This window comes from Mesorhizobium sp. B1-1-7 (assembly GCF_006442705.1).
Taxonomy (GTDB): domain Bacteria; phylum Pseudomonadota; class Alphaproteobacteria; order Rhizobiales; family Rhizobiaceae; genus Mesorhizobium; species Mesorhizobium opportunistum.
Genome location: NZ_VFWQ01000011.1, coordinates 161,860 through 187,648, shown reverse-complemented (window position 1 = coordinate 187,648; position 25,789 = coordinate 161,860). Strand labels below are relative to the sequence as shown.

At 61.3% G+C, this 25,789-nt stretch carries 25 protein-coding genes and 1 tRNA gene; 17 read left to right on the top strand and 9 right to left on the bottom strand.

What is annotated here, in order from left to right:
- The first annotated feature begins 104 nt into the window (after positions 1 to 104).
- The gene (locus tag FJ978_RS20470; RefSeq protein ID WP_140573516.1) at positions 105 to 398 is read left to right on the top strand and encodes a DUF2218 domain-containing protein; all 294 of its coding nucleotides are present in this window, start codon (positions 105 to 107) and stop codon (positions 396 to 398) included.
- Positions 399 to 400: 2 nt separating this feature from the next.
- Here the strand turns inward: FJ978_RS20470 and FJ978_RS20465 are convergent, their stop codons facing one another.
- Both FJ978_RS20465 and ilvA read right to left on the bottom strand, forming a co-directional pair.
- Positions 401 to 955, bottom strand: coding sequence for a DUF1697 domain-containing protein (locus FJ978_RS20465; RefSeq protein WP_140573514.1), 555 nt, complete (start codon positions 953 to 955; stop codon positions 401 to 403).
- Positions 952 to 2,208 (bottom strand): threonine ammonia-lyase IlvA, encoded by a 1,257-nt coding sequence (ilvA, locus tag FJ978_RS20460; RefSeq protein ID WP_140573512.1) that lies wholly within the window; start codon positions 2,206 to 2,208, stop codon positions 952 to 954. Before ilvA ends, FJ978_RS20465 begins: the two co-directional genes overlap by 4 nt.
- 411 nt (positions 2,209 to 2,619) lie before the next feature.
- Between ilvA and FJ978_RS20455 the strand changes: the two genes are divergently transcribed.
- The gene (locus tag FJ978_RS20455) at positions 2,620 to 3,693 is read left to right on the top strand and encodes an alpha/beta hydrolase (protein ID WP_083833288.1); all 1,074 of its coding nucleotides are present in this window, start codon (positions 2,620 to 2,622) and stop codon (positions 3,691 to 3,693) included.
- A 164-nt stretch (positions 3,694 to 3,857) separates the two neighbouring features.
- Positions 3,858 to 5,018, top strand: coding sequence for an alpha/beta hydrolase (locus tag FJ978_RS20450; RefSeq protein WP_013895793.1), 1,161 nt, complete (start codon positions 3,858 to 3,860; stop codon positions 5,016 to 5,018).
- A gap of 257 nt (positions 5,019 to 5,275) precedes the next feature.
- Here the strand turns inward: FJ978_RS20450 and ade are convergent, their stop codons facing one another.
- Entirely contained in the window at positions 5,276 to 7,096 is a 1,821-nt protein-coding gene (gene ade / locus FJ978_RS20445; RefSeq protein ID WP_140573510.1) for an adenine deaminase, read from the bottom strand.
- 259 nt (positions 7,097 to 7,355) lie between these two features.
- On the opposite strand from ade, the gene FJ978_RS20440 reads away from it, so the two are divergent.
- Positions 7,356 to 8,021, top strand: coding sequence for an outer membrane protein (locus FJ978_RS20440; RefSeq protein WP_140573508.1), 666 nt, complete (start codon positions 7,356 to 7,358; stop codon positions 8,019 to 8,021).
- Between the two features lie 283 nt (positions 8,022 to 8,304).
- Positions 8,305 to 8,390 (top strand) — tRNA-Leu (locus FJ978_RS20435).
- 114 nt (positions 8,391 to 8,504) lie between these two features.
- Here FJ978_RS20435 and FJ978_RS20430 read toward each other — a convergent pair.
- On the bottom strand, positions 8,505 to 9,083 hold the full coding sequence (locus FJ978_RS20430; RefSeq protein ID WP_140573506.1) for an NUDIX domain-containing protein: 579 nt from the start codon (positions 9,081 to 9,083) through the stop codon (positions 8,505 to 8,507).
- 159 nt (positions 9,084 to 9,242) lie between these two features.
- Between FJ978_RS20430 and FJ978_RS20425 the strand changes: the two genes are divergently transcribed.
- The 4 genes from FJ978_RS20425 (at position 9,243) to FJ978_RS20410 (ending at position 11,495) form a co-directional block, all read left to right on the top strand.
- Positions 9,243 to 10,346: an NADH:flavin oxidoreductase/NADH oxidase gene (locus FJ978_RS20425; protein WP_013895799.1), complete on the top strand. Its 1,104-nt coding sequence runs from the start codon at positions 9,243 to 9,245 to the stop codon at positions 10,344 to 10,346.
- A 129-nt stretch (positions 10,347 to 10,475) separates the two neighbouring features.
- A complete protein-coding gene (locus FJ978_RS20420; protein ID WP_140573504.1) occupies positions 10,476 to 10,793 on the top strand; it encodes an SH3 domain-containing protein in 318 nt (105 codons plus the stop codon).
- A 154-nt stretch (positions 10,794 to 10,947) separates the two neighbouring features.
- On the top strand, positions 10,948 to 11,226 hold the full coding sequence (locus FJ978_RS20415) for a DUF982 domain-containing protein (RefSeq protein ID WP_013895801.1): 279 nt from the start codon (positions 10,948 to 10,950) through the stop codon (positions 11,224 to 11,226).
- Positions 11,227 to 11,255: 29 nt separating this feature from the next.
- Positions 11,256 to 11,495 (top strand): DUF2188 domain-containing protein, encoded by a 240-nt coding sequence (locus FJ978_RS20410; RefSeq protein ID WP_013895802.1) that lies wholly within the window; start codon positions 11,256 to 11,258, stop codon positions 11,493 to 11,495.
- 118 nt (positions 11,496 to 11,613) lie between these two features.
- Here FJ978_RS20410 and FJ978_RS20405 read toward each other — a convergent pair whose 3' ends face one another.
- Positions 11,614 to 11,901, bottom strand: a complete 288-nt coding sequence (locus FJ978_RS20405) for a hypothetical protein (protein ID WP_140573502.1) — start codon at positions 11,899 to 11,901, stop codon at positions 11,614 to 11,616.
- A 53-nt stretch (positions 11,902 to 11,954) separates the two neighbouring features.
- Positions 11,955 to 12,971 carry an alpha/beta hydrolase gene (locus FJ978_RS20400; RefSeq protein ID WP_140573500.1) on the bottom strand — a complete coding sequence of 339 codons (1,017 nt, stop codon included), beginning with the start codon at positions 12,969 to 12,971 and terminating at the stop codon, positions 11,955 to 11,957.
- A gap of 159 nt (positions 12,972 to 13,130) precedes the next feature.
- Between FJ978_RS20400 and FJ978_RS20395 the strand changes: the two genes are divergently transcribed.
- From FJ978_RS20395 to FJ978_RS20370, 6 genes are all read left to right on the top strand, one after another.
- Positions 13,131 to 13,874, top strand: coding sequence for a competence/damage-inducible protein A (locus FJ978_RS20395; protein ID WP_140573498.1), 744 nt, complete (start codon positions 13,131 to 13,133; stop codon positions 13,872 to 13,874).
- 138 nt (positions 13,875 to 14,012) lie between these two features.
- Positions 14,013 to 14,846 (top strand): universal stress protein, encoded by an 834-nt coding sequence (locus FJ978_RS20390; protein ID WP_140573496.1) that lies wholly within the window; start codon positions 14,013 to 14,015, stop codon positions 14,844 to 14,846.
- 116 nt (positions 14,847 to 14,962) lie between these two features.
- Positions 14,963 to 15,463 carry a xanthine phosphoribosyltransferase gene (gene gpt, locus FJ978_RS20385; RefSeq protein WP_013895807.1) on the top strand — a complete coding sequence of 167 codons (501 nt, stop codon included), beginning with the start codon at positions 14,963 to 14,965 and terminating at the stop codon, positions 15,461 to 15,463.
- A 207-nt stretch (positions 15,464 to 15,670) separates the two neighbouring features.
- Positions 15,671 to 16,159, top strand: coding sequence for an NUDIX hydrolase (locus FJ978_RS20380; RefSeq protein WP_023776232.1), 489 nt, complete (start codon positions 15,671 to 15,673; stop codon positions 16,157 to 16,159).
- A 108-nt stretch (positions 16,160 to 16,267) separates the two neighbouring features.
- Positions 16,268 to 16,579, top strand: a complete 312-nt coding sequence (locus FJ978_RS20375; protein WP_023764226.1) for a PilZ domain-containing protein — start codon at positions 16,268 to 16,270, stop codon at positions 16,577 to 16,579.
- 664 nt (positions 16,580 to 17,243) lie between these two features.
- On the top strand, positions 17,244 to 21,035 hold the full coding sequence (locus FJ978_RS20370) for a vitamin B12-dependent ribonucleotide reductase (RefSeq protein ID WP_140573494.1): 3,792 nt from the start codon (positions 17,244 to 17,246) through the stop codon (positions 21,033 to 21,035).
- Between the two features lie 63 nt (positions 21,036 to 21,098).
- Here FJ978_RS20370 and FJ978_RS20365 read toward each other — a convergent pair whose 3' ends face one another.
- Entirely contained in the window at positions 21,099 to 21,299 is a 201-nt protein-coding gene (locus FJ978_RS20365) for a hypothetical protein (protein ID WP_140573492.1), read from the bottom strand.
- Between the two features lie 91 nt (positions 21,300 to 21,390).
- Here FJ978_RS20365 and FJ978_RS20360 point away from each other — a divergent pair, with 91 nt between their 5' ends.
- Positions 21,391 to 22,938: an anti-phage dCTP deaminase gene (locus tag FJ978_RS20360; RefSeq protein ID WP_140573490.1), complete on the top strand. Its 1,548-nt coding sequence runs from the start codon at positions 21,391 to 21,393 to the stop codon at positions 22,936 to 22,938.
- 293 nt (positions 22,939 to 23,231) lie between these two features.
- Here FJ978_RS20360 and FJ978_RS20355 read toward each other — a convergent pair whose 3' ends face one another.
- Both FJ978_RS20355 and FJ978_RS20350 read right to left on the bottom strand, forming a co-directional pair.
- Positions 23,232 to 24,161, bottom strand: coding sequence for a hypothetical protein (locus FJ978_RS20355; RefSeq protein WP_140573488.1), 930 nt, complete (start codon positions 24,159 to 24,161; stop codon positions 23,232 to 23,234).
- Between the two features lie 171 nt (positions 24,162 to 24,332).
- On the bottom strand, positions 24,333 to 25,298 hold the full coding sequence (locus tag FJ978_RS20350; RefSeq protein ID WP_246678170.1) for a DUF3592 domain-containing protein: 966 nt from the start codon (positions 25,296 to 25,298) through the stop codon (positions 24,333 to 24,335).
- Between the two features lie 110 nt (positions 25,299 to 25,408).
- Between FJ978_RS20350 and FJ978_RS20345 the strand changes: the two genes are divergently transcribed.
- The gene (locus FJ978_RS20345; protein ID WP_140573486.1) at positions 25,409 to 25,780 is read left to right on the top strand and encodes a VOC family protein; all 372 of its coding nucleotides are present in this window, start codon (positions 25,409 to 25,411) and stop codon (positions 25,778 to 25,780) included.
- The last annotated feature ends 9 nt before the right edge of the window (positions 25,781 to 25,789 follow it).

Here is a 25,789-nt window from a genome sequence, read left to right as displayed (position 1 = left end):
TTTGGCGTTCGGCAACACAGCGCCTATCTGTCCGATGTCGCGCCGGCTTTGAACCGCCGGCGCCTTGTCATGCCAATGGGCGTCCGCCCGCGGAGAATTCAGTCATGCCGTCCAGCCATGCCGACGTCGCCACCGAACATGCCAGCCACTATTTGCAGCAATTGTGCAAGCACTGGGCGCACAAATTCCCGGTCGAGTTCGATCCCACCCATGGCACGATCGATCTCTCGCTCGGCCGCACCACAATGGATGCCGATGCAAGTGCGCTGCACATCGCGGTATCGACTGACGAAGCAGGCTCGCTCGAGCGCCTGGAAAGCGTTGTTGCCGATCATATCAAGCGCTTTGCCTTCCGCGAAGAGTTGAGTTTCGACTGGAAGCGGGCTCCGGCGGCGTAGTCCTAGTTCTTGCCGGCCTTACCGGCCATTTCCAGCAACGCCAGCACCGAGCGCCAGTTGCGCGCCGTGCAAGGCACCTTCAGAACGCGCGGAATGAGGTTGGCAAATACCGATTTGCCGAGCCCGTCCGGCGCGCTGAGATAGAGCACGTCTCCCTTGACTTCGAAGCGCTCGGGGCCGGTGCACTTTTCGGCGAGCCGCGCCACCTCTTCGGCGGTCGGCTCGCGCTCCAGCGCATAGGCATGGAGCTTGGTGTGGTCGGCGGCCGCTTCCGGATAGGGATTTTCGTTCACCAGCCGTTCGAACCATGAGAGATCGCGCACCATGATGCGCGAATGAAAACCCCATTTCTTTTCGAAGGCCGCCTCGATCTGTTTGGTAAGCGCGGCGGCATCGCCCTTCGTGGCCCGGAACACGGCATTGCCGCTCTGCACATAGGTGGCGACGTCGGAAAAGCCGAGATCCGCGAAAAACGTCCGCAACTCCGCCATCTTGACGATGCGGTTGCCGCCGACATTGATCCCGGAAAACAGGGCGATGAAGGTTTTTGCGCTCATATGATGAACCCGGCCAATGTCTCATTGTCGGTGATGTCCTGATACTGGACGCCCTCGGCCTCGAAATTCGCCTTCAGCAGATCGAAATTGCGGCGATCCTTGGTTTCGATGCCGATCAGAACCGAGCCGAAATTGCGCGCCGACTTCTTCAGATATTCAAAGCGCGCGATGTCGTCGTCCGGACCGAGCAGTTCGAGGAAGTCACGCAGCGCGCCCGGCCGCTGCGGAAAGCGGATGATGAAGTATTTCTTCAGTCCCTCGAAGCGCAGCGCCCGCTCCTTGACGTCCGGCAGCCGCTCGAAATCGAAATTGCCGCCCGAGACCACGGCGACAATGGTCTTGCCCCGGATCTCCTTCCTGGAAAAATCCTTCAGCGCATCGATCGCCAGCGCGCCGGCCGGCTCCAGCACGACGCCTTCGACATTCAGCATCTCGATCATGGTGGCGCAGAGCCGGTTTTCCGGGATGAGCCGCACCGTGTCGGCAGCGAACTCCTTGAGATGCCGCAGCGGTTCGCGGCCGATCTCGGCGACCGCGGCACCGTCGACGAAATTGTCGACCTTGGCGAGCTTCAGCCTTTTTCCCGCCGCAAGGCTTTCGCGCAGGCTCGGCGCCCCGGCCGGTTCGCAGAAGACGAAACGCGCCTCCCGGCCCTGATCGGCGAAGTAGTGCGTCACCCCGGCAGCGAGGCCCCCGCCGCCGACCGGCAGCATGACGATGTCGGGCATGCGCGCGCCCGGCATCTGGTCCGCGATCTCATAGGCGACCGTCGCCTGTCCTTCGATGATGTCCTTGTGATCGAAGGGCGGCACCATGTGGGCGCCGGAACTTTCGGTGAATTCGAAGGCGGCGCGGTAGCAGTCGTCGAAGAAGTCGCCGACCAGCCTGATCTCGACGAAGTCGCCGCCGAACAGCCTGGTCTTGTCGATCTTCTGCTGCGGCGTGGTCACCGGCGTGAACACCACGCCCTTCCTGCCGAAATGGCGGCAGACGAACGCGAAGCCCTGCGCATGGTTGCCCGCGGAAGCGCAGACGAACAGTTCGGCCTGGTTGCCGGCGGCAAGCGCCTTGCGGAAGAAGTTGAAAGCGCCACGGATCTTGTAGGACCGAACGGGGCTCAGATCCTCGCGCTTCAGCAGCACCCGCGCCCCGGTCTTTTTCGACAGATAGTCATTCTCCTGCAGCGGCGTCTCCGGAAAAATCTGACGGATCGCGGCAGCAGCGGTGGCGACGCGCGAGGAAAAGCTGGTCATGGCAAGATCATCCCGGACCGCCCGCAGGCGAGTTAGACCCAACCCTATTGCACATCCGGCGGGGCAAGACCATTGTCAGATTGGCGTCGCGCCAACTGCAACATATTCCTGTCATAATTGCAGTCACTTGAAAGCGTTTGTTGATGTCCTCTGCAAACGGTATGAGCGCGCATCGTCGGTGCCGCTCGCGGGATCCGGCCGAGGCCTGGGATGCTGGCCTTGCGCGGCGCTCCAGCCTTCCCGCCGCCGCGTTGGCTTTCGCGCAACAGTCGGAGGGCCGTCGCCGGACGCCGATGAGATTTCGGCTGGACACGACTTACTTCCGCCGCACTTTGGCCTGCTGGGGAGATATCGCGGAGGGTGGACGGCCCTTGTTTGGGCCCGGGTGGAATTTGACGTGGAATTTTTGACGTGCATTTGAAGACGATTTGCATTCTTGCGCTTGCCTTGCTGGTTGCGGGCTGCGGCGGCCGCCAAACCGAGGAACTGCTCGGCAGCGCGGTCATGGCCGTACCGGTGACGGAAATCGCCGGCAACCATTCGATCTTCATCGCCACGACGCGCAAGCATTCCGACGATCCAAACAAGGTCTTCGATGGCGAACGCTCGGCGACGCTGAACTACGCACGCGTCAACGTCACCGTGCCAGGCGTCCACCAAACCGGCCAGATCGAGCGGCGCTCGCGTGGCAAATCGAACGATCCGGCCAAGTATTTCATGGCCTCCGAGGTCGTCGGCTACGACACCCAGCCGAAATTCTCCAGTGCGCTCAACGCCGACATCGCCGCGCGCGGCGGTCGCGTCATGGTCTTCGTCCATGGCTACAACACCGGCTTCGACGATGCCGTCTACCGCCTGACCCAGATCGTCCATGATTCCGGTTATCCCGGCACGCCTGTGCTGTTCTCCTGGGCCTCGGGCGCCAAGACCACCGACTATGTCTACGACAAGGAAAGTGCCAGTGCCGCCCGCGACCAGCTCGAAGTGACCTTGCGCATGCTGCAGCAGTCCGGCGCACGGCGTATCGACATTGTCGCGCATTCGATGGGGACCTGGGTGACCATGGAAACGCTGCGCCAGATGGCCATCAGCGGCGACCGCGACCTCGGCGGCAAGCTCGGCGACGTTGTGCTTGCCTCGCCCGACATCGACGTCGACGTGTTCAAGAGCCAGATGCGCCGCTACGGCAAGCCGGACAAGCCGTTCATCCTGCTGTTATCGGACGACGACCGGGCGCTCAGGCTCTCCGGCCTGATCGCCGGTTCGCGGCCGCGCGTCGGCGACTACAAGGATGCCGCCGATCTTGCCACCTATGGCGTGACGGTGGTCGATCTCTCCAAGGTCAAGGGCAGCGACAGCTTCAACCATACGAAATTCGCCGACAATCCGGCCCTGGTGAAGATGATCGGCCAGCGGCTGCGCGAGGATGACGGCTTTGCCAGCGACCGCGACGTGACCGACCGCATCAGCCTGCTCGGACAATAGATGCGGGCGCAGCGGATTAGATGCGGGCGCAGCGGATTGCGCCGTGCCCGCTCACCATTGCCGAGCCGTCAATCCACTTTGAACTGGACCGCGCCGGTCACTGGCCTTATCGGAATAGTCAGCGACGTCATGCGTTTGACGTCCCCCGCTGCGGGAGCCAACGTGTGACTGTGCGTTTGAAGGGTTTGCTCGTCGCATTTGTGCTCGCCATCGGCGGCTGCGCCGGCCCTACGCATGACCTCCTCAACAAGACCACCGTCGCCGCGCCAGCTTCGGACATCGCGGCTACACATGAGATTTTCGTTGCGACGACGCGCCAGAGGGCAACGAAGGATCCGCGGCAGGTGTTCGACGGCGACCGTTCCCTGACCACCAGCTACGCCCGCGTCGACGTTACCGTTCCGAGGAGTCATCAGGTCGGCGCCATCGAGCGGGCCAAGGGATCCGCCAACAGCAATCCAGCCAAGGATTTCACCGCCAAGGACGTCACCTACTATGAAGGCGCACCGCAATTCGCCAAGGCGGTCGGCGCCGACATCGCGATGCGCGGCGACCGTGCGCTGGTCTTCGTGCACGGCTTCAACAATGGCTTCGACGACGGCATCTACCGGCTGACGCAAATCGCCCATGACACGAAATATCCGGGCACGCCGGTGCTGTTTTCCTGGGCGTCGAGCGCCAAGACCACGGGCTATATCTACGACAAGGACAGTTCCACCGCCGCCCGTGACGATCTCGAGGCGACGCTCAGGATGCTCGCCAAGACGCGGGTAAAGAGTATCGACATCATCGCGCATTCGATGGGCACCTGGTTGACGATGGAGGCGCTGCGCCAGCTCGCCATCACCGGCGACCGCGATCTCGGCGGCAAGCTCGGTTACGTCATCCTCGCCTCCCCGGACATCGATGTCGACGTGTTCAAGAAGCAGATGATCCGCTATGGCAAGCCCGACAAGCCGTTCGCCGTGCTGCTTTCAGGCGATGACCGGGCACTCAAATTGTCCTCTCTTATCTCCGGCGACAAACCGCGTGTCGGCGATTATGGCGATGCGGCCGATCTCGCCAGCTATGGCGTGTTAGTGGCCGACCTGACCAAGACCAAGGGCGGCGACGGTGGCCTTAACCATGCGAAATTCGCCGACAATCCGATCCTGGTGCAGTTGCTCGGAGACCGGTTGCGGGCGCCGGCCGGCCTGGCGTCGGACGAACCCGACCCGACGCAGCTCAACAATCTCGGCCAGGGCCTCGGCAAGGCCGTCGGCTCGGTCGCCGAGATCGTCATCACCACGCCGTTCAAGGTTCTGACCATCGCCACCGGCGGGTGAAGGATTTATCTCGTGCCGTACTCGATGTGGATATTTGGCTTAGCTGGTGTCGGTATTCTAGTTTATTTCAATCTCCTCGATAAGGATACGCAACGGTGGCGAAAACTAGAAAATAGAACCGATGTGTATGCTTATATTGCCTTTTTTGGATCTATTGCATTAGGGATCGCTGCATCCTTCTTTGAAAGTTACCTCTTCTAATTCTGCTGCAAAAAGCCCATACAGAGCTCCAGCGGGATCGGATATTCCCAAACAGTTTATACAAAAAGATCGACCTTCTGGAACGTCGTGACGTCGATCAGGCCGACGTCGGAGATCCTGAGCTCAGGAATGACGACCAGCGCCAGCAGCGAGTGCTGCATGTAGGCGTTGTTCAGGGAACAGCCCATCTTGCGCATCGCCTCGGTCAGCTTGTCCGCCTTGGCGGCGACGATCTCGGCCCGCTCGTCCGACATCAGGCCGGCAATCGGCATTTCGACCAGCGCCAGTTCCTTGCCCTTGGAGAACAGCACGACCCCGCCTCCGACCTCGCCCAGCCGGTTGACCGCCAGCGCCATGTCCTGCTTGTTGGTACCGACGCAGATGATGTGGTGGGCGTCATGCGCTACGCTGGACGCCAAGGCGCAGTCTCCCATATAGCCGAAACCGGAGACGAAGGCGTTGGTGACGCCGCCGGTGCCCTTGTGCCGCTCGACCAGCGCGATCTGGCAGACATCGTTGCGGCGATCCATGGCGACCAGCCCGTCCTCCACGGCAAGATCCGCCTCCAGCGCCCGCGTCGGCGCCTGGTTCTCGATGACGCCGATGACCCGCACCCGCACCTCGTTGGCGCCCTTGGGCGCCGCCGCGATGTCGAAATCGCCGGCCTTCAGCTTCTTGCCCAGCTTGACGGTGTTCTTCGCCGTCTTCGGGTAGTCATAGGCCGGAATGTCGATGTCGAGCTTGCCGCCCTTGGCCAGCCTGACACCGCGCGCATAGACCTCGTCGATGGTCATCGCGGCAAGATCGGAGACAATCAGCAGGTCACCCAATCGCCCCGGCGCGATCGAACCGATCTCGCGCTCCAGCCTGAAATGCTGGGCGGTGTTGATCGTCGCCATCTGGATCGCCGTCACCGGCTTCAGCCCTTGGCTGATGGCGTGGCGCACCACCCGGTCCATGTGGCCTTCGTGGACCAGCGTGCCGGAATGGCTGTCGTCTGTGCACAGTATGAAATTGCGCGGGTCGATGCCGCTCTCCGTCACCGCCTTGATCTGCGAGGCGACATCGTACCAGGCCGAGCCCAGCCGCAGCATCGCCTTCATGCCCTGGCGCACGCGGGCGATGGCGTCCTCGGCGCGCGTGCCCTCATGGTCGTCCTCCGGGCCGCCGGCGACATAGCCATGGAACGGCAGGCCGAGATCGCGCGAGGCATAATGCCCGCCCACCGTCTTGCCCGCCTTCACCGTCGCGGCGATCTCGCCCGACATCACCGGATCGTTGGCCGCCACACCAGGGAAATTCATCACTTCGCCGAGCCCGATGATGTTTTCCCAGCTCATCGCCTCCGTCACATCGGCGACCGTCAGTTCGGCGCCGGCGTGTTCGAGCCCCGGCGCCGAGGGCACGCAGGACGGCATCTGGACATGCACGTTGATCGGCATCGCCACCGCCTCGTCATGCATCAGCCGCACGCCGGGCAGGCCCAGCACATTGGCGATCTCGTGCGGGTCGATGAACATCGAGGTGGTGCCATGCGGGATGACGGCGCGGCAGAACTCGGTCACCGTCACCATGCCGCTTTCGACATGCATATGCGCATCGCAGAGGCCGGGCACCAGATAGCGCCCGCCGGCGTCGACCACCTTGGTGCCCTGGCCGATCGCGTGGCTGGCATTCGGTCCGCAATAGGCGAAACGGCCGCCGGCAATCGCGATGTCGGTGCCGGCGATGATCTCGCCGGAATGAACATTCACCCAGCGGCCGTTGCGGATGACGAGATCGGCGGGCTTGCGACCCATGGCGACATCGACGAGATGCGTCGCCATCTCGGTCCATGGCCTGGGTTTCGTCGCATGCGCCGCCGGCTTCTTTGCCATGAAGGAACTCCTGTTTGCGCGACTGTGCCAAGCCTGCCTGGATTTGACCAGCGCCAAACAGCGGATTGGGTGAGGCCTACGCAGCCCTCGCAAAGCCTATTCGGCCTTTACCGACGCTGCGACGGCAACGGCGCCAGGCTTGCCACCGCACCGGCGCGGCAGGCGGCATAGGCCGCTATCGGAAATCTGATTCCGTTTTGCGGCAAATCAGGTTACGTTGCCCGCAAGGATTTTTCTGGCTCTTGGTCCGGGGAGTTCGATGTACCGCCTGATCGTCGCAAGTGCCGGTCTTCTTGCAGCCCTGTCCGTGCCGGCTTTGGCAGCCGACCCGACGGTCGATGTGCCGATGACCGCGCCCGGCTTCGACTGGACCGGCTACTATGCCGGCATGCAGGCGGGTTATGGCTGGGGCCAATCCGATATCTCCGGAACCGACGGCGGACCGTTTTCCGTCTCGCCCGAGATCGACGGCGGCTTCGTCGGCGGCCACGTCGCCGGGCTGTGGCAATTCGACCAGGCGGTGATCGGCGCCGAGGCTGACCTCAACTATTCCTCCGTCGACGGGACTGCCGACCTAGGCGCGGGAAACACGTTCGGTACCGACGTCAAGTGGTTCGGGTCGGTCAATGCCAAGGCCGGCTATGCCATCGACCGCGTGCTGGTCTATGGCATAGGCGGCGTCGCCTTCGCCGGCATCGAAACCTCGCAATCCGCGGGCGCCGCCTTCTCCGAAACACGTACGAATGTCGGCTGGACCGTGGGTGCCGGCGTCGACTATGCGCTGACCGACAAGTTCGTCGTCGGCGCGCAGTATCGCTACTACGATTTCGGCTCGGAGCACTTTGATGGATCCAACGGCTTCGCCGACCGCGACCAGGATACGAAGCTGAATACCGTCGGCGTCAATCTGAGCTACAAGTTCTGAACATCGCCAACAGCGTTACACTGCCGACAAGGCCTTGACTTGTGGATCGATCCTGCGGATGCGGGGGCGGCCGACGCCCGCAGGGGGCGGGGGAATGGGTTGGGCCTGAGAGGCGCCGGCCATGGCGGATCAAATCCGCCGCGCCAACGTTACCACAGCCTCCGGTGAGGATAATTCCGCGATCGCACCAGTATCGCCGCGCGCCCTCCTCTGGGTTGCGCGTTCAGACAGCCCAAGAACACGACTTGACGGCCTGTGTCTGGCGTCTGAAAAGGGCTGGCCTGCGGACGTGGCGGAATTGGTAGACGCAAGGGACTTAAAATCCCTCGATCTCTGATCGTACGGGTTCGATTCCCGTCGTCCGCACCACCCTTCGCTCTTCGAGCTTCGGGTGGCAGGCCACCTGGAGCTCGTTAGACGAAGGAGTTGTACTCCGAAGCTCCCGGCGCTTGCGTACCAACGAACCGCTTCCGACGACCCGGATCAAGCCTTCATCGGGTGCAGCTTCAAATGCTGGATCAGAATAATCGTCTTGGCATCGATGATGCGGCCATCGGCAATGCCGGCGAGCGCTTCGTCGAGCGGCATTTCCAGGACTTCGATGTCCTCGCCTTCTTCGGCCGCGCCGCCGCCGGCCGAGATGCGGTCGGCGGGTGAATAGCGGGCGATGAAGAACCAGAGCCGCTCGGTGACGCTGCCGGGGCTCATATACGGCGAAAACAGCCGCTCGATATCCTTCAGCCGGTAACCGAGCTCTTCCTCGGCCTCCTTGCGGATGGCGGTCTCGGGATCGTTTTCGTCGAGCAGGCCGGCGCAGGCCTCGATCAGCGATTCGCGGTGGCCGGTGACGTAGGCCGGGTAGCGGAACTGGCGCACCAGGAGCACGGTCGAACGCTGGGGATCATAGGGCAGGATCACCGCGCCGTCGCCGCGATCATAGGTCTGGCGGACCTGCGTTTCCCACTGGCCGTCACGCCGGCGATAGTCGAGCACGGTCTTCTTCAGGACCGCCCAGTCGTCGGAAAGAACCTCTTCCGAGCGGATGCGAACGCGATCTTCCATGGGATACCTCGGTGCTTGCTTGGCGGACGCAGGCGTAGCCGCGAACCGGCTCCGGCGCAATCGGACCAGCGATTGGTCCAGTGCGCTTCACTCTCTCGTGTGTGGTATGGAAGAGGTCCGCTGCCTAAATAGCGCATTCCCCCTCCCCGGAGTTTCCTCATGACGACATCGCTTTTCCAGCCGATCACGCTCGACGGGCTGACCTTCCCCAACCGCATCGCCGTGGCGCCGATGTGCCAGTATTCCGCCGAGGACGGATCGGCCAGCGACTGGCACCTCTACCACTGGATGAACCTTGCCATGTCGGGCGCCGGCATGGTCACGGTGGAGATGACCGATGTCGAGCGGCGCGGGCGCATCACCCATGGCTGCCTTGGCCTCTATTCCGAAGACAATGAAGCCGCCGCGCGGCGGACGCTGGACGCCGCCAGGCGAGTGGCCGCACCCGGCACGAAATTCGGCACGCAGCTTGCCCATGCCGGCCGCAAGGCCTCGAACCGCAAGCCCTGGGAGGGCGGCGGCCCGCTGCAGCCAAACGAGGATCCCTGGCAGACCGTCTCGGCCTCGGCCATCGCCTACGACAGCGGCTGGAACGTGCCGCACGCCCTGGAGGACGAGGAGATCCTGCAACTCATCGAGCGGTTCGCCGAGGCCGCGAGGCGGGCCGAACGCGCCGGCTTCGACTTCATCGAACTGCATGCCGCGCATGGCTACCTGATCTTCCAGTTCCTGTCGCCGCTGTCCAACCAGCGCACGGACCGCTGGGGCGGCTCGCTGGAAAACCGGATGCGTCTTGTCGTCGAAATCGCCAGGGCGGTGAGGCGAGCGGTGCCGAAGCTGATGCTCGGCACACGGCTGTCGGTGAAGGACTGGGTCGATGGCGGCTTCGACGTCGAGGACGCGATCGAGGTGGCGAAAGCCCTGAAGGCCGAGGGTGTCGCTTATCTCTGCTGCTCCAGCGGCGGCAATTCGCCATTGCAGAAATTGCCCAGCGGCCCCGGCTACCAGGTGCACCTGGCGGAAGCCGTGCGCAAGGGCGCCGGTATCCCGACCCGCGCGGTCGGCCTGATCGACGATCCGAAGCAGGCCGAGACAATTGTCGCCGAGGGCCGCGCCGACATGGTGGCGCTGGCGCGTGCCTTCCTCGCCGACCCGCGCTGGGGATGGCGCGCGGCCGCCACGTTCAGCGAAAAGATCCATCCGGCGCCGCAGCTCGCCCGCTCGGTGACGACGATGGAGCACTGGATGAAGGCGGCGGGCTGATCGGCCCGTTTTCCTGAAACCGGCGCGCCGCTGCCTGCGGTCCCGGAAAGTTCGCCCGCTTCAATTCCGGCCGTGAACTGCTACGTTGGGTGAGGCTGCGGCGGGCGCGGCCGGGCTTGGGAGGACATCATGTCAATGAGGGCATTCTTGCCGGCGGCAGCGTTCGTGGCTGCTGCCGGGTTTTGGCTTGGCGCGTCAACGGCGAGCGTCGCGCAATATTGCGAAGGTACGGTGCACGGCCTTTCCGGCCGCTACAATCTGGCGACCGGCAGCGGTTTTCTCGCCGTGCGGACACGGCCAAACTCGTCGTCGCGGATGATCGGGCAGCTGTTCAATGGCGATCACACCGAGATCTTCGACCGGCGCGGCAACTGGTACCAGGTCGAAATCGGCGGCACGACCGGCTGGGCGAACGTGCGCTGGCTGCGCAACGATTGCGGCTACTGAGCTGGCCGCGCATGTCGCCCAAAACTGGATCCGGTTTTGGGACACGTGATTTTGGGACAGGCATCAGACAAAGACTGAAGCGCGTCGCAAGCGACTTTTGGGCGCAGGCTGAAGGCCATTTTTGCAACCAAATTGGCTGCTTTGCGTTGCGGCCATGATGGACAACAAACCTTTTGAAACGCCCGTCGTGGTCGAGCTTGGCCATGTCGGCAAATATCGGCAAATCCGCAGCGCCCAGGAGGCGGCGGAATGCCTGATGACGGTGTGGCCACTCAATCGCGGCCCGCGCCATCGTGATGCCCTCGACACTTGCCTCAAAGTGCTGGAAGGTTATCGTTCGACAGCGGATGCGCGTCGAGCACTGATCGAGGCCGCAAGGGAATCGGAAGTGCTGGTGCCAGACGACAGACTGTCCGACGACCGGCTGCATTGAGCAGGCGGACCTTTCAACCGGAGGTTTTCATGGCGAAGCTGACTTACAAGATCGTCGAACATGACGGCGGCTGGGCCTACAAGGTCGGCGCCACTTTCTCGGAGACGTTTCCCACGCACCAGGACGCGCTGCGCGCAGCCGAAATCGCTTCAGCCGAGCAACAGGTGGCGGGCTCCACTGACGGCATCCAGTATGAGGATGCCGAAGGCAAGTGGCATGAGGAACTGGCTGATGGCCGCGATCGGCCGCAGACCGAGGTCTCCGACTGATTTCGCAGCCTAATGATATGCAACCTTAAGCCTGATCGCCTGATCGCCTGATCGTCGCGCGCCGGCCGCGGACGTCAGGAGAGAAAGACGTCCCGCGGCCAGCACGGGGCCCGGCTGGCTATTTGCCGCAGTACTGGTCGTTGACGTTGCCCTGGGCATTGGCATCTGGACCAGGGGTATTGAAGGCGCAGGGTCCAGTGTTGCCGTAGGTGTTCAGCCCGGAACCGTCCGCATTGATGCTTCCGGTCGTGGTACGGTCAACGCTCGAGGAATCCTCGTTGCCCCAGAGCCAGTTGTGGTGAAGCCAATCTTGATCGTTGGAATAGGTGCCGTCCGACGACTGCGCCATGGCAGATGTGGCGAGACCGATCGTCAGAACGGACGCTGCGAGAAGTTTCTTGTACATTGGATTACTCCGTTTCGTCTTTGTCGCCTTGGGTGCGACACGAGGCAAACCGGTCATCCGCCGAATGGTTCCTTGAATTCCTTGTGAAGCGGCGGTGAAGTCGCATCACAAAATGCGTGAGCGGCCATGCGCTGGATGAAGGCCGCGACCCGTTCCGGTTCGACGAACTGCGGCATGTGGCCGACGCCGTCGACGGGTTCGAAGCCGAGCCCTTTGATCTTTTCTTGCATCGGCTCGCCATGGATGCCGATGTCGATGACCTGGTCGGAGGTGCCGAAAAGGATGCCGGCGGGCATGGCGATCTCGCTATAGCGTTGCTCGATACGGCCGAGATCGCGTTCGATGGCCACGACATCGGCGGATGTTGCCTGGAAATGGGCTGGCCGCAGCCCGAGCCAGCCGCCGCCGTCGACCATGTAGTCTGCTGGAAAAGCCTGCGGTGCGAAGATGAATTCCATGGTCGGCCGCGCATACCGCAGGCTCGTCGGTATCGCGACCGTGTAGGCCATGATCCAGCGCCGGAGTGGTGATGGAATATTGAGCAAGCCGGACTTCTCGCGCATGCCGGCTTGCATATGGGTCAACGGCGCCAGCAAGGCGATGCCCGAAATCGCCTCGGGATGTTCCACGGCCAGGGTCAGCGTGATGGCGCCGCCCAGCGAATGGCCCACCACCAGCGGCTTCTCCAAGCCCAGCGTTTCGATGAAACGCCGCACGAGCTCGGCCTGTTCGGGCAACCGGCCCGTCGCGCCGCGCGCCCGAACCGAATAGCCCGATCCCGGACGATCGAGCGCGATCAGCCGGTAGCCCGGGCCGAAATGTGCGAACAGCGTGTGGCGGAAGTGGTGGAGTTGAGCGCCAAGCCCGTGCAGGAAGACGATCGGCTGTCCATGGCCGACATCGACATAGTGAATGCGGTTGCCGTCGACCTCGATGAATTTTCCGACCGGCGGCACCAGCCTTTCGGCCTTGGCCGCGATCCACAATGTCGCCAGCATAAGGCAGCCGATGGCGAGGACCGCCAGCAGGAGCAGAACGGCCAGCAGCCACGACAGTATCGACAGGAGCATCGTTCACCCGGATCAGACGAGGTCAGCTTAGTTGCATCCGGTCGCGCCGCAATCTCGCATCGAAGCGGACCGGATGTTGCCGGATACTACCGCTCGGCCGGCATTGCCGACAGCCGCGCGTCGCGCTATTTCAGGCGACCCGTCCTGCCGGAGCCTTCCATGCCTGAAATCGTGACCGCCGCCATGCTTGTCATCGGCGATGAGATTCTGTCCGGCCGCACCAAGGACAAGAACATCGGCCACCTCGCCGACATCATGACGGCTATCGGCATCGACCTGAAGGAAGTGCGCATCGTTCCCGACGAGGAAGACGAGATCGTCGCGGCGGTGAATGCCGTGCGCTCACGCTACACCTATGTGTTCACCACCGGCGGCATCGGCCCGACCCATGACGACATCACCGCCGATTCGATTGCCAAGGCGTTCGGCGTGCCCTGCGAATACGATGCCAAGGCCTATGCGCTGCTGGAAGCGAGCTATGCCGAGCGCGGCATCGAATACACCGAGGCACGCAAGCGCATGTCAAGAATGCCGCGCGGCGCCGACCATATCGACAACCCGGTGTCCGTGGCACCCGGCTTCCGCATCGGCAACGTCCATGTCATGGCCGGCGTGCCCTCGATCTTCCAGGCCATGCTCGACAATGTCGTGCCGACGCTGAGAGCCGGTACGAAGATGCTGTCGGCGACCGTGCACTGTCCGTTTGGCGAAGGCCTTGTCGGCGGACCGCTGGGCGATATCCAGAAAGCGCATCCGGACACCATCATCGGCTCCTATCCGAAATATGGCGACGGCAAGTTCTGGACCGAACTGGTCGTGCGCGCCCGCAGCCAGGACGCGCTGGACGCCGCGCGGGCTGATGTCGAGGCGATGGTCGCGGGTTTCGCCGCCAAGGCGGGCTGATCCGCTCTATCTCCTTGTTTTGACGCCATTCCCGTTTGACGCAATTCCCCAGGGAATTGGCTCCAGCCGGAACCAAGCAAGGCAACGCGGCGTTTCCCTGCACGCGAGATCGAACGCTCGCCAGATTGAGGGATCGCCATGCGCTTCAAGACCATCGTGGCCATTCTGCAGAACGAGCAAGACGCCGAGCGCGTGCTTGATTGCGCCATTCCGCTCTCCAGCCGTTTCCAGAGCCATCTGGTCGGCATCCATGCCGAGGCGCTTCCGGTGCCCTACACATCGGCGACCGGCTTTCCGGATACCGAATTCCTGCAGGTGTCGGCCGACATGAACCGGGAGCGCGCCGACAAGCTGCAGGCCGTCTTCCTCAGGCGCATCGAGGATTCCGGCCTCTCTTTCGAATGGCGCAGCCTGGAGAGCTTCTCCGGCGACAGCGCGCTGACCGGCATTTCGACGGTGCGCGCCGCCGACCTTATTATCGCCGCCCAGCGCGACACCGGCGGCGATCCGGGCGCGGATGTCGACACGCTGGTCTATGATGCCGGCCGGCCTGTGCTTGTGGTGCCGCACGCAGGGCCGCTGGTCACCACGTTCAAGCACGTGCTGCTTGCCTGGAACGGCAGCAAGGAGGCCGCGCGCGCCGCCTTCGACGCCCTGCCCTTCATCATCGAGGCCGAGAAAACCGACATACTGGTCATCGATCCGCCCGAAACGCTTGACGAAAGCCCGGAAGCCGCCGGTGCCGAGATCGCGTCGGCGCTGTCACGCCACGGTGCCACGGTCAGCGTCTCGGTGCAGAAATCGGGCGGCACCTCGGTCGACGACATGATCCAGAACAGGATAGCCGAGACCGGCGCCGATCTTCTGGTTCTCGGCGCCTACAGCCACTCGTGGCTGCGCCAGCTCCTGTTCGGCGGCGTGACGCGCACGGTGCTGCGCACAACGCAGGTGGCGGCCTTCCTGTCGCGATAAGTCCACAGCGATCACTGCCGACCGCCCTTGCCAAGCCCAAGGTTTTCCAGTTAATTCCGCGCGCATTCCCCTGTTTTCTCGCACGCGGTCCTCGCGTGCTGCGGAGTGCGCGAGACATGTCCCTTCCCGAAAAAGCTTTCCCGGTCTCCTGGGACCAGTTCCACCGCGACGCCCGCGCGCTTGCCTGGCGGCTTGCCGGTACCAACAAGGGTCAATGGAAGGCTATCGTCTGCATCACGCGGGGCGGACTGGTGCCCGCGGCGATCATCTCGCGCGAACTCGGCATCCGCGTCATCGAGACGGTCTGCGTGGCCTCCTATCACGACTACACCAGCCAGGGGCAGTTGCAGGTGCTCAAGGAGGTCACGCCTGCGCTGCTGGCCGACGATGGCGTCGGTGTGCTGATCATCGACGACCTGACCGACACCGGCAAGACCGCCGGCATCGTGCGGGCAATGATGCCGAAGGCCCACTTCGCCACCGTCTACGCCAAGCCCAAGGGCCGGCCGCTGGTCGATACTTTCGTCACCGAGGTCAGCCAGGACACCTGGATCTATTTCCCCTGGGATATGGGCTTCACCTATCAGAAGCCGATCGCCGACGACCACGCCGGCTGATTCGCAGAACAACCCTCGTTCTACTCGGTACGAGTTCGGCGAGTGCCTTTTGCTGCCAAATAGGCAGCTGAAGGTACAATATTTTGTGGAATCGGTTGTGGTGCATTTTTACCGGTCCATATGAAGTTTTTTACTTTTATAGATTACGATTCGCCGTAAGATTCGTGAGACGGCAAACGATTCTGGAGGCTGGGGCTAGCTTCTCCGATGTTGACGAGGCCAACGACGCACAACCATCTGGCCGAAAGGGTCCGGCGACTCTTCGGCACAGCGCCGTGTCGTCTGCAGGTTGCCGCCCTGCCCTGGCGCGATACCGGGAACGGTGTCGAGATCATGCTGATCACCAGCCGCGACACCGGCCGCTGGGTGCTGCCGAAGGGCTGGCCGGAGGCCAGGGAGCCGCTCTGCGAGGCGGCAGCGCGCGAGGCCGGCGAGGAAGCCGGATTGCGCGGAACCGTCTCCCATCTCGAAGCCGGCCGTTACTTCTATGCCAAGGTGCTGGCTTCTGGTGAAGAAGTGCCCTGCGAGGTGCTGGTGTTTCCGCTGCACGTCGAAAAGATCGCCGACCGCTGGAAGGAAAAGCGCGCCCGCACCCGCAAATGGGTCAATTCCAGCGAAGCGGTGCGCATGGTCAACGAACCGGACCTTTGCCAGATCATCGCCTATTTCTGCGCCGACCCGCACAGGTTCTCCTAACCCACCCCTTACGCGTGCATCATGGCCGATTTACAACCTTATGGTTGTGTCCATGAATGGTTTGCTAATTTTTCTCCGCTACAAATCGATCAATCTGGCGTTTGATTGATGATGAAGCCCGTAGACAACCTTCAGCAAGGTCCCGGCGAGCCGCAGCGCGAGCATCGTCCGCGCGTGCTCAAGGGCGGAACTATCATCACCGGCATTCAAAACTCGGAAGTCGGCGTTACCGTGCGCAATCAGCATGCGGGCGGCGCCGAGTTGAAGGTACCGCTCGAGTCCCGGGTTCCCGATCGCTTTCTTCTCTATGTGCCGCTCGACGGCGTCGCCTATCGCTGCGAGGTCCGCTGGCGCCGCAACGACCGGATTGGCGTGAAGTTCACCGGCATCGAGCCAAAGCCGAAGTTGCACTACGGCTGATTTTTTGGAACTGCCGCTTTTGCTGGCGGCTGAAGCGTTTTCGCGGACCGCCACGCCGGCCATCGGCGGCGCGCATCCCGTCGCCGGAAAAATAGTGATCGCGGCGGGTCAATCTGTCCCCGTTATCCACATATGTGACACACAAGATGTTGGGGTCACAAAAGCTACGCAAACGAATCCTTGACGGCGCAAAACGAGTCGCCTTTTATAGGCCATGTGCTCCTGTTGAGAGCGCGACCGGAAAGTTCTGAGCCCGGTCTTTTTCCCGGATTATGTGAGTTTTGCCCGCATTTCCGCCTGTTTACGAGGCCGGCGGAAGCGTTGGGATTGTGGGTGGCGGGGCGAGGAAAGGGAGAATTGTCGGACTGGAATAAATTGTCTGTTAACACTATATTTAGTGTTTGCAGGTAGGTTCGACGCTAGATAGTGTGAATTTCCCTCGAGTGAGGGAATCGAAAAAATCAGATTTGAGGGACCCGCGAGGGTCCGCCGGTCCGCTAGACATACGCTTCGCAAGGAGCCTGACCTGCAAGGACTGACGGAGACCGCGAAATGGAGAGCCGGCCGTTTTCGAACGCCGGCAGACGGCGGACATGCGTGTTTCGCATTGGGGGCAGAAATCCCCTGACGAAAGCGCTATATATAGACAAAAGGGACAGGACCAATGCGCATCGAGCGTCGTTTCACCAAGCCGGGACAATCTGCTTACGCGGAGATCGAATTCCGCAAGGCGCTTTCCGAGATCAAGAATCCGGATGGCTCGGTGGTGTTTCGTCTCGACAACATCGATGTGCCGGCGCAGTTCTCCCAGGTTGCCGCCGACATCCTGGCGCAGAAGTATTTCCGCAAAGCCGGTGTCCCCGCGCGGCTGAAGAAGGTCGAAGAGAACGACGTCCCCTCCTTCCTGTGGCGCTCCGTCGCCGACGAGGCCGAGCTTGCCAAGCTGCCGGAAGCCGAGCGCTACGGTTCCGAGATCGATGCCCGCCAGGTCTTCGACCGGCTGGCCGGCACTTGGACCTATTGGGGCTACAAGGGCGGCTACTTCAAGTCGGAGGACGACGCGCTCGCCTTCCGTGACGAGCTTGCCTACATGCTGGCCACGCAGCGCGTGGCGCCGAATTCGCCGCAATGGTTCAACACCGGCCTGCACTGGGCCTATGGCATCGACGGTCCGAGCCAGGGCCACTTCTATGTCGACCCCTTCACCGGCAAGCTGACCAAGTCGAAGTCCTCCTACGAGCATCCGCAGCCGCATGCCTGCTTCATCCAGGGCGTGCAGGACGACCTCGTCAACGAGGGCGGCATCATGGATCTGTGGGTGCGTGAAGCGCGCCTGTTCAAATACGGCTCCGGCACCGGCTCGAACTTCTCGTTTCTGCGTGGCGAAGGCGAAAAGCTGTCCGGCGGCGGCCGTTCGTCCGGCCTGATGAGCTTCCTCAAGATCGGCGACCGCGCGGCGGGCGCCATCAAGTCGGGCGGCACGACGCGGCGCGCGGCGAAAATGGTCATTGTCGACGCCGACCACCCCGATATCGAGGAATTCATCGACTGGAAGGTCAATGAAGAGCAGAAGGTCGCCTCGCTGGTCACCGGCTCCAAGATCGTCAAGAAGCATCTCGAAGCGATCATGAAGGCCTGCGTCAACTGCGAAGGGCATGACGACGACTGCTTCGATCCTGCCATCAACACCGCGCTGAAGCGCGAGATCAAGGCAGCGAAGAAGTCGGCGGTGCCGGAGAACTACATCTACCGCGTCATCCAGTTCGCCAAGCAGGGCTACACCTCGATGTCGTTCAAGACCTACGACACCGACTGGGATTCGGACGCCTACCTGACGGTCTCCGGCCAGAACTCCAACAATTCGGTGTCGCTGAAGGACGATTTCCTGCGCGCTGTCGAGCAGGATGGCGACTGGCACCTGACCGCCCGCAAGGACGGCAAGGTCTTGAAGACGTTGAAGGCCAGGGACCTCTGGGAAAAGATCGGCTACGCCGCCTGGGCATCGGCGGATCCCGGCCTGCATTTCAACACCACGATGAACGACTGGCACACCTGCGCGTCGGCCGGTGCGATCCGGGCCTCCAACCCGTGCTCGGAATACATGTTCCTGGACGACACGGCCTGCAACCTCGCCTCGATCAACCTTTTGCCCTACCGCAACGCCGATGGCACGATCGATATCGCCGCCTATGAGCATACGGTCCGGCTGTGGACCATCGTGCTCGAAATCTCCGTCATGATGGCGCAGTTCCCGTCGAAGGAGATCGCCAAGCTCTCCTACGAATACCGTACGCTCGGCCTCGGCTACGCCAATATCGGCGGCCTGCTGATGACCTCGGGCATTCCCTATGATTCCGACGAGGGCCGAGCGATCTGCGCCGCACTCACCGCGATCATGACCGGTACGGCCTATGCCACTTCGGCCGAAATGGCCTCCGAGCTCGGCGCCTTCGCGGACTATGACCGCAACGCCCAGAACATGCTGCGCGTCATGCGCAACCATCGCCGCGCCGCCTATGGCGACAAGGACGGCTATGAGAAGCTGGCCGTCAATCCGGTGCCTCTGGTCGCCTCCGACCTCAAGCAGCAAGCGCTGGCCGATCATGCGAAAGCCGCCTGGGACCGCGCCATCGAGCTTGGCGAGGAGCATGGCTACCGCAACGCACAGGCAACCGTCATCGCGCCGACCGGCACGATCGGCTTGGTCATGGATTGCGACACCACCGGCATCGAACCCGATTTCGCCCTGGTGAAGTTCAAGAAGCTCGCCGGCGGCGGCTACTTCAAGATCATCAACCGCGCCGTGCCGGAGGCGCTGCGCACGCTCGGCTATTCCGAAGCCCAACTCGCCGAGATCGAGGCCTATGCGGTCGGCCATGGCAACCTCAACCAGGCGCCCGGCATCAATCCCGGCTCGCTCAAGGCAAAGGGTTTCACCGATGACAAGATCGCGGCGCTCAATGCCGCGCTGAAGTCGGCCTTCGACATCAAGTTCGTCTTCAACCAGTGGACGCTCGGCGCCGACTGGGTAAAGGAGACGTTTGGCTTCACCGACGAGCAGCTCAACGACTTCTCGTTCGAGATGCTGCCGGCGCTCGGCTTCTCCAGGAAGGACATCGAGGCCGCCAACATCCATGTCTGCGGTGCCATGACGCTGGAAGGCGCACCCTTCCTCAAGGCCGAGCACCTGCCGGTGTTCGACTGCGCCAGCCCGTGCGGCAAGATCGGCAAGCGCTCGCTTTCGATCAACAGCCACATCCAGATGATGGCGGCGGCGCAGCCCTTTATCTCGGGCGCCATCTCCAAGACCATCAACATGCCGAACGACGCGACGGTGGAAGACGCCAAGGGCGCCTACATGCTGTCGTGGAAGCTGGCGCTGAAGGCCAACGCGCTCTATCGCGACGGCTCGAAGCTGTCGCAGCCGCTGAACTCCTCGCTGCTCGCCGATGTCGAGGACGACGAGGATGAGGCCCTCGAGCAGCTGATTCAGGCACCCGCCGCCGCCCGCGCTGCCCAGATCACCGAGCGGATCGTCGAGCGCATCATCGAGCGTGTGTCGCGCGAGCAGGAAAAGCTGCCCGGCCGCCGCAAGGGCTACACACAGAAGGCCAAGATCGGTGGCAACACCATCTTCCTGCGCACCGGCGAATATGATGACGGCCGCCTCGGCGAGATCTTCATCGACATGAACAAGGAGGGTGCCACGCTGCGTGGCCTTCTCAACAACTTCGCCATCGCCATCTCGCTCGGCCTGCAGTACGGCGTGCCGCTCGACGAATATGTGCACGCCTTCACCTTCACCAAGTTCGAGCCGGCCGGCATGGTGCAGGGCAATGACGCGATCAAGAGCGCGACGTCGATCCTCGACTACGTGTTCCGGGAACTGGCGATTTCCTATCTCGGCCGCAACGACCTCGCCCATGTCGACCAGTCGGACTTCTCCAACACCGCACTTGGCCGCAACATCAGCGAAGGCAAGACCGACGCCGTCTCCAAGGGCCTGACCCGCGGTTCGCCGGTGAAGCTGGTTTCCAGGGCAAGCGGCAACGATCCCAAGGGCTTTGCCGGCGGTTCCACCGGCACCCCGGCCCGCTCGGCGCCGACAGCCTTCTCCGGTTCCAACGTGCTGGCGCTGAAGCCGGCCAGCGACGAGGCGGTCGCCTACAAGCGCGACTATGAGGACCGGGCCAAGGAGCTGGCGGAAGACATGGCGTTCGAGGAGGCAGCCGACGCGGCGTCCAACGCTTCCACGGATGCCACCGCGGCCCTGTTCACCGACGCCGCAGCGAACGAAGCAGCCGAGGCGAAGAAACTCGCCGCCGACCGCCGCGCCAAGTCACTGCTCCAGGGCTACACCGGCAATTCCTGCTCCGAGTGCCAGAACTTCACCATGGTGCGGAACGGGACCTGCGAGAAGTGCGATACGTGCGGCGCCACGAGCGGATGCAGCTGAGAAATTTGAACCTCAGCAAAAAAGGGCCCCGGATGGGGCCCTTTTTTAATCTAATTACTCAGATTAAGCTAAATTAGCAAATTTCCGAAGCTCGCAATCATCTGCCCCTCGATAGGTTTGCAATTTCTCGTCATCCACGACGAAACGGGCGCCAACAAGAGCAGCCAAATTCTGGATATCTTTCGTTAAAGTTTGAAAATCCTCTCTGCGCCGCTCAATTTCCTTAGATTGATTATTCATGTAGCGACCCTCCAGTTGCGCCATTCGGACTCAGGCGATGATAATTCGAATTGCCGATTTGGAATATAGTAAACCGAAGTTAATGGTACGTTCCTGACACGTTTGTGAGGTCTCGATGGAAACGCAGCTAACGCCGGTGGAGTTCCCGGAATTGGTGATCGGAATTGCAGGGCCAATTGGGGTCGACATCGATCGCCTCACCAGTTCCATCTCTTCGTGTCTGGAACAGGTAAAATATCGTACTCAACTCATCAAACTGACTTCGGAGATGGGCAGGTTTGGAACGCCTGGCAAAAAAGCGGACGGACCGGACCTTTTTAGCCAAATAAATTGGAAAATGGATTGCGCGAATGAAATTCGAACGATGTATGGTCGACCTGACACGCTTGCACGGATCGCAATCCAAACTATCCGGGAATTCAGACGATCTTTCTCTGGCAAGGAAAGCATTCCTGCCCCTTCACAGGCCTATCTCATACGGCAGCTCAAACTTCCCGAAGAAGTTCAGTTGTTGCGTCGCACCTATGGGAGGCAATTCATCCTTGTCTCGGCATATGCAAGCGAAGCGCAACGGTTCGATTTGCTAGCCAGGGATATCGCACGAAGCTTGCCGACGGATACGCCCGAAACCGACATCGCTCACAAGGCTTCCATGCTCATAGCCCGCGATGCTCGAGAGGAAACGGATCCCCTGGGACAGAATCTAAGGGAGACGTTTCACTTAGGAGATGTTTTCACACACGGAGTAGACAAGGACTCCATGGAAACAACACTGGAGCGCTTTTTCCAAGCCTTTTTTGGCAGAAACGATATTACTCCGTCGAGAGATGAATACGGCATGTATACGGCCAAGTCAGCCTCACTGCGGTCAGCTGACCTATCTAGACAAGTTGGATCTGCCATCTTCTCCAAAGACGGCACAATCGTATCCCAAGGCTGCAACGAGGTGCCTAAATCGAGTGGAGGAAATTATTGGGATGGAGACGTTCCAGATTATAGAGACATCAGAAGAGGATTCGATCCGAACGACACTCTTAAAAAAGAACTTCTTCGGAACGTTTTAGAGAGGTTGAGCAACGGCGGCTTTTTGTCAGAGAAAGCTCAGAAAATCGGAAACAGCTTCGATATGGTTGCTAGCATGACAAACAAGAAAGACAAGGAAAACGGCATACTATCTGACGCAAAGATAATGGATGTTACAGAGTTTGGTCGTGTCGTCCATGCAGAGATGAACGCGATTTGCGACGCCGCTCGTATTGGTAACCCGATCCAAGGTACAACCTTATATTGCACCACGTTCCCGTGTCACAACTGCACCAAACATATAGTAGCATGTGGAATAAAGAGGGTTGTCTTCATGGAGCCTTATCCGAAGAGCAAGGCTCATGAGCTGCACGGCGATGAGATCCAAATTGAATCGGAAAGCGATCTCAATCGGGTTTCGTTCGTACCATTCCTAGGCATCTCCCCCTATCGTTACCGAGACATTTTTCAGAAAGATCGTCGGAAGGCAAAAGACGGCAAAGCGGCACTTTGGTATGCCGAGCACCCAAAACCAATGGTCGAGATTGAATTTCCTTCCTATTTGGTGGCCACAGAACCGTGGGCTATTGCGCCTCTCCTTGGCAATATTGAATTGGGGGAAAGCCCAAGCTCCTCTTGAGCGTCGACCCAAACTGAGCGGCCAGCCCGATCGTCTTGTCGGTAACCATTTTGCGGACGCATTTGTCGTTGAACAGGAGCGACGACGCGCCACGGCGAAAAGAGTCACGGATGCAAACAGGGCGCAGTTCTGACGATCTAGCGCGTGGCGTTATTCATCGCGGCATCCGGTCAACGTGAAGGCACCCCACTCAGAGGCGCCGGAATTGGCGCGGGCCGAACCGGCCCATTCGGTGAAGAGCAGGTCGCTCCAAACGGTTGTTCGGAACTGCATCACCCGTTGAAAGAACCGTTCTAAAAGCCCAGAGCCTTTCGGAAAGTAACCTCTTCGACGAAGTTTATGCGACCACCGTTCTCGCGAAGCTTCCGGGCCTCCATGATCTTGGTTCCCTGATGGCTGTGGAGCCAATCGCGCGACGCGATGGCGGCTACGATCAGGTAGTCGGTGCTGCGAGAGACGGTTCTCGATACCAGCCCTCCCCGCTCCACGATCCATCCTTCGATAATTTTTTTAGGCCCAATGCTAAAGGCACCCGTCACTACGAATCCCGCATTCTCAAACACCAACAAGCTCGAGTCTCTCAGGACGCCGTCTATGGCTGGCGTATTCCCGTAGGTTGGTAGCCCCGTGTCTGCGCAACTATCGCCGACCAATCGAACTATCCACTCGCCGATATCTTCCTCTTCCTCCATCGACAAATGCCCATCCGATATCGCCTCGACCGCCACTGCCTTCAAAGCCACAATCCTAGCGTCATCGAGAAGATGAGCATTCCGGTCGATGCGGTGGATCAGCTTTTCGACCTCCTTGATTTTTAGGCGATTGTCGCAGGCGATCCCTGCACAGAACCCGAAGAACCGATTGCAGCAGTCATTTGGGCTGCTCTCGGAAAACGGTCTCAAGCGATAGTCGACGATTCCGGAGATGATTCCGAATATCTCCTCGTGGAAATCACTATATGCCGTGTCTAAGTCTTGGATAAGGTCGGCGGCGTCGGCATCTTCAAAAAGCTGGAGGAACTGTTCAGCTTCGGCTTGGATCGAAGCGACCTCCAAGTTCTCGATGGATTCGCTGGCCAGAACACCTTCAAGAAAACCCAGCCAGTAAGCCTCGGCCTTCCGGCGGTTGCTCTTCGCGTGGATTCGCCCAAGCGCAGATCCGCCATACTTTAATTGATCTGATCCCACAGTCGTCCCCTCCCTGAACAGCAGTTTATGAAGCATATTTGCTATCAGTCATCGGCGCAACGAAATCAGTCACAAGAACTGCCTTGCTCCAGATAGACTTTGAGACAGGGCAATAGCATTCAGCTCAACTAGATCTCGCGCGAGCCGGGTCGTACGTTTTGCCGCCGACGATGCGAAAGGAACACAACCAGCGTTGTCAAAGCCCGTTCAAACCAGCCCGACCAGCAATGCCGCGCCGCCGAGAAAGCCCACCGAACAGACCCACAGCAGCCAGAGCCCGCGCACCCGGCATTCCAGCACCGCAGAGCCGGGATTGGCGGGGTCGTAGTGGACTTCGACCTGGCTGCCCTCGGCATAGCTTCGTGCCTGGCCGCTGACGAGGGCGGGCAGCGAAGCGGTGACCGTGGCGCCGAAGGTGACGCGGTCTGAGGTGTAGCGCTGGCCGGCGACGCCGTAGCTGTAGACGATGCGGGATTTGAAGACGGTGCGCCAGCGTCGATAATTGCTATGGCTGCGGAGCGCCTGCAGGCCCGAGGCGTCAATGCGGCCGGCGGCGACCGGCCATTTCGCGGCCTGCTCGGCAAGCGACTTCTGGGCGAAACCCATGCGCAGCGCGAACAGGCCCATGAACAGCAGCAGTGCCGCGGCGCCGAGGTTCTGCGGCTTGGGCAGATACGGCCGGATCGCCTCCAGCAGACCGCCGACGGAAAACACCAGAACCAGCGCGCCGATCACCAGTCCGGCCGAAAGCTGGAACATGAATTTGAAGGCGCCGTCCGGCATGGTGCGCTCGATGACGGCCTCGCTCGGATCGGCCGGATTGTAGAACACGGTCACGTCGGCGCCGCGCGGAAACTGCGCAAGGGTCTCGGTAACCTCGAAATTCCCCAGATTTTCCTGCACGCTGTAGCGCGAGCTTTGAAATTTCTTGCCGCCCACCTTGTATTCGAAGGTGATCGCCGGAAAATTGCGCATCTCGGTGGTATCGCTGCTGTCCGAGCCAGCGCCCGAGCTTCTGACTTCGCGCGCCTCGACCCGCGACGAGATGATCTTTCCCGGCGTCGGCAACCAGTGGCTGAGCGCCCGCACCTCCCGCCATTTCATGACGGTGATGAACGACAACATGCCGGCGACCGCGCAGACAAAGCCGACAAGCAGAATCTTGAGTTCCACCCTGATCCCCCCGGAGTGCAGGAACCGGCACTAGACAGCACCGCGACGGTATTGTCTCGCTTATTCGCAAAATCGCAAGGCAACCCATCACATCCCAGACGGAGCACCAAATGATCGATCATGTAACCATCGAAGTGGGTGATCTGGAGAAGAGTAAGCTCTTCTACGAACGCGTTTTCGCGCCCCTGAAATATCGCCTGTCCTTCGGCAAGGAAGGCGTATTCTGGGCTTTCGATGTCGGCAATGGCTGCCTGTTCGAGATTCAGCGAACCGGCGAAGCGCCACCGCTATCCCATCTGCACGTCGCTTTCCGCGTCGGCAGCAAGGCAGAGGTCGACGCGTTCCATGGGGCAGCGCTGGAGGCCGGTGCCAAAGACAATGGGGCGCCCGGCCGGCGTCCGGATTATGCCGAGAATTACTACGCCTGCTTCGTGCTCGATCCCGACGGCTACAACATCGAGGCGATGATCAACGAGGCGTGACGCGCGCTT

What these genes read in the sequence shown, in the direction of transcription:
- FJ978_RS20470 (WP_140573516.1), top strand. Translation starts at nt 105, where the DNA reads ATGCCGTCCAGCCATGCCGACGTCGCCACCGAACATGCCAGCCACTAT.
- FJ978_RS20465 (WP_140573514.1), bottom strand. Translation starts at nt 955, where the DNA reads ATGAGCGCAAAAACCTTCATCGCCCTGTTTTCCGGGATCAATGTCGGC.
- ilvA (WP_140573512.1), bottom strand. Translation starts at nt 2,208, where the DNA reads ATGACCAGCTTTTCCTCGCGCGTCGCCACCGCTGCTGCCGCGATCCGT.
- ade (WP_140573510.1), bottom strand. Translation starts at nt 7,096, where the DNA reads ATGGCAAAGAAGCCGGCGGCGCATGCGACGAAACCCAGGCCATGGACC.
- FJ978_RS20440 (WP_140573508.1), top strand. Translation starts at nt 7,356, where the DNA reads ATGTACCGCCTGATCGTCGCAAGTGCCGGTCTTCTTGCAGCCCTGTCC.
- FJ978_RS20430 (WP_140573506.1), bottom strand. Translation starts at nt 9,083, where the DNA reads ATGGAAGATCGCGTTCGCATCCGCTCGGAAGAGGTTCTTTCCGACGAC.
- FJ978_RS20425 (WP_013895799.1), top strand. Translation starts at nt 9,243, where the DNA reads ATGACGACATCGCTTTTCCAGCCGATCACGCTCGACGGGCTGACCTTC.
- FJ978_RS20420 (WP_140573504.1), top strand. Translation starts at nt 10,476, where the DNA reads ATGTCAATGAGGGCATTCTTGCCGGCGGCAGCGTTCGTGGCTGCTGCC.
- FJ978_RS20415 (WP_013895801.1), top strand. Translation starts at nt 10,948, where the DNA reads ATGATGGACAACAAACCTTTTGAAACGCCCGTCGTGGTCGAGCTTGGC.
- FJ978_RS20410 (WP_013895802.1), top strand. Translation starts at nt 11,256, where the DNA reads ATGGCGAAGCTGACTTACAAGATCGTCGAACATGACGGCGGCTGGGCC.
- FJ978_RS20405 (WP_140573502.1), bottom strand. Translation starts at nt 11,901, where the DNA reads ATGTACAAGAAACTTCTCGCAGCGTCCGTTCTGACGATCGGTCTCGCC.
- FJ978_RS20400 (WP_140573500.1), bottom strand. Translation starts at nt 12,971, where the DNA reads ATGCTCCTGTCGATACTGTCGTGGCTGCTGGCCGTTCTGCTCCTGCTG.
- FJ978_RS20395 (WP_140573498.1), top strand. Translation starts at nt 13,131, where the DNA reads ATGCCTGAAATCGTGACCGCCGCCATGCTTGTCATCGGCGATGAGATT.
- FJ978_RS20390 (WP_140573496.1), top strand. Translation starts at nt 14,013, where the DNA reads ATGCGCTTCAAGACCATCGTGGCCATTCTGCAGAACGAGCAAGACGCC.
- gpt (WP_013895807.1), top strand. Translation starts at nt 14,963, where the DNA reads ATGTCCCTTCCCGAAAAAGCTTTCCCGGTCTCCTGGGACCAGTTCCAC.
- FJ978_RS20380 (WP_023776232.1), top strand. Translation starts at nt 15,671, where the DNA reads ATGTTGACGAGGCCAACGACGCACAACCATCTGGCCGAAAGGGTCCGG.
- FJ978_RS20375 (WP_023764226.1), top strand. Translation starts at nt 16,268, where the DNA reads ATGATGAAGCCCGTAGACAACCTTCAGCAAGGTCCCGGCGAGCCGCAG.
- FJ978_RS20370 (WP_140573494.1), top strand. Translation starts at nt 17,244, where the DNA reads ATGCGCATCGAGCGTCGTTTCACCAAGCCGGGACAATCTGCTTACGCG.
- FJ978_RS20365 (WP_140573492.1), bottom strand. Translation starts at nt 21,299, where the DNA reads ATGGCGCAACTGGAGGGTCGCTACATGAATAATCAATCTAAGGAAATT.
- FJ978_RS20360 (WP_140573490.1), top strand. Translation starts at nt 21,391, where the DNA reads ATGGAAACGCAGCTAACGCCGGTGGAGTTCCCGGAATTGGTGATCGGA.
- FJ978_RS20355 (WP_140573488.1), bottom strand. Translation starts at nt 24,161, where the DNA reads ATGCTTCATAAACTGCTGTTCAGGGAGGGGACGACTGTGGGATCAGAT.
- FJ978_RS20345 (WP_140573486.1), top strand. Translation starts at nt 25,409, where the DNA reads ATGATCGATCATGTAACCATCGAAGTGGGTGATCTGGAGAAGAGTAAG.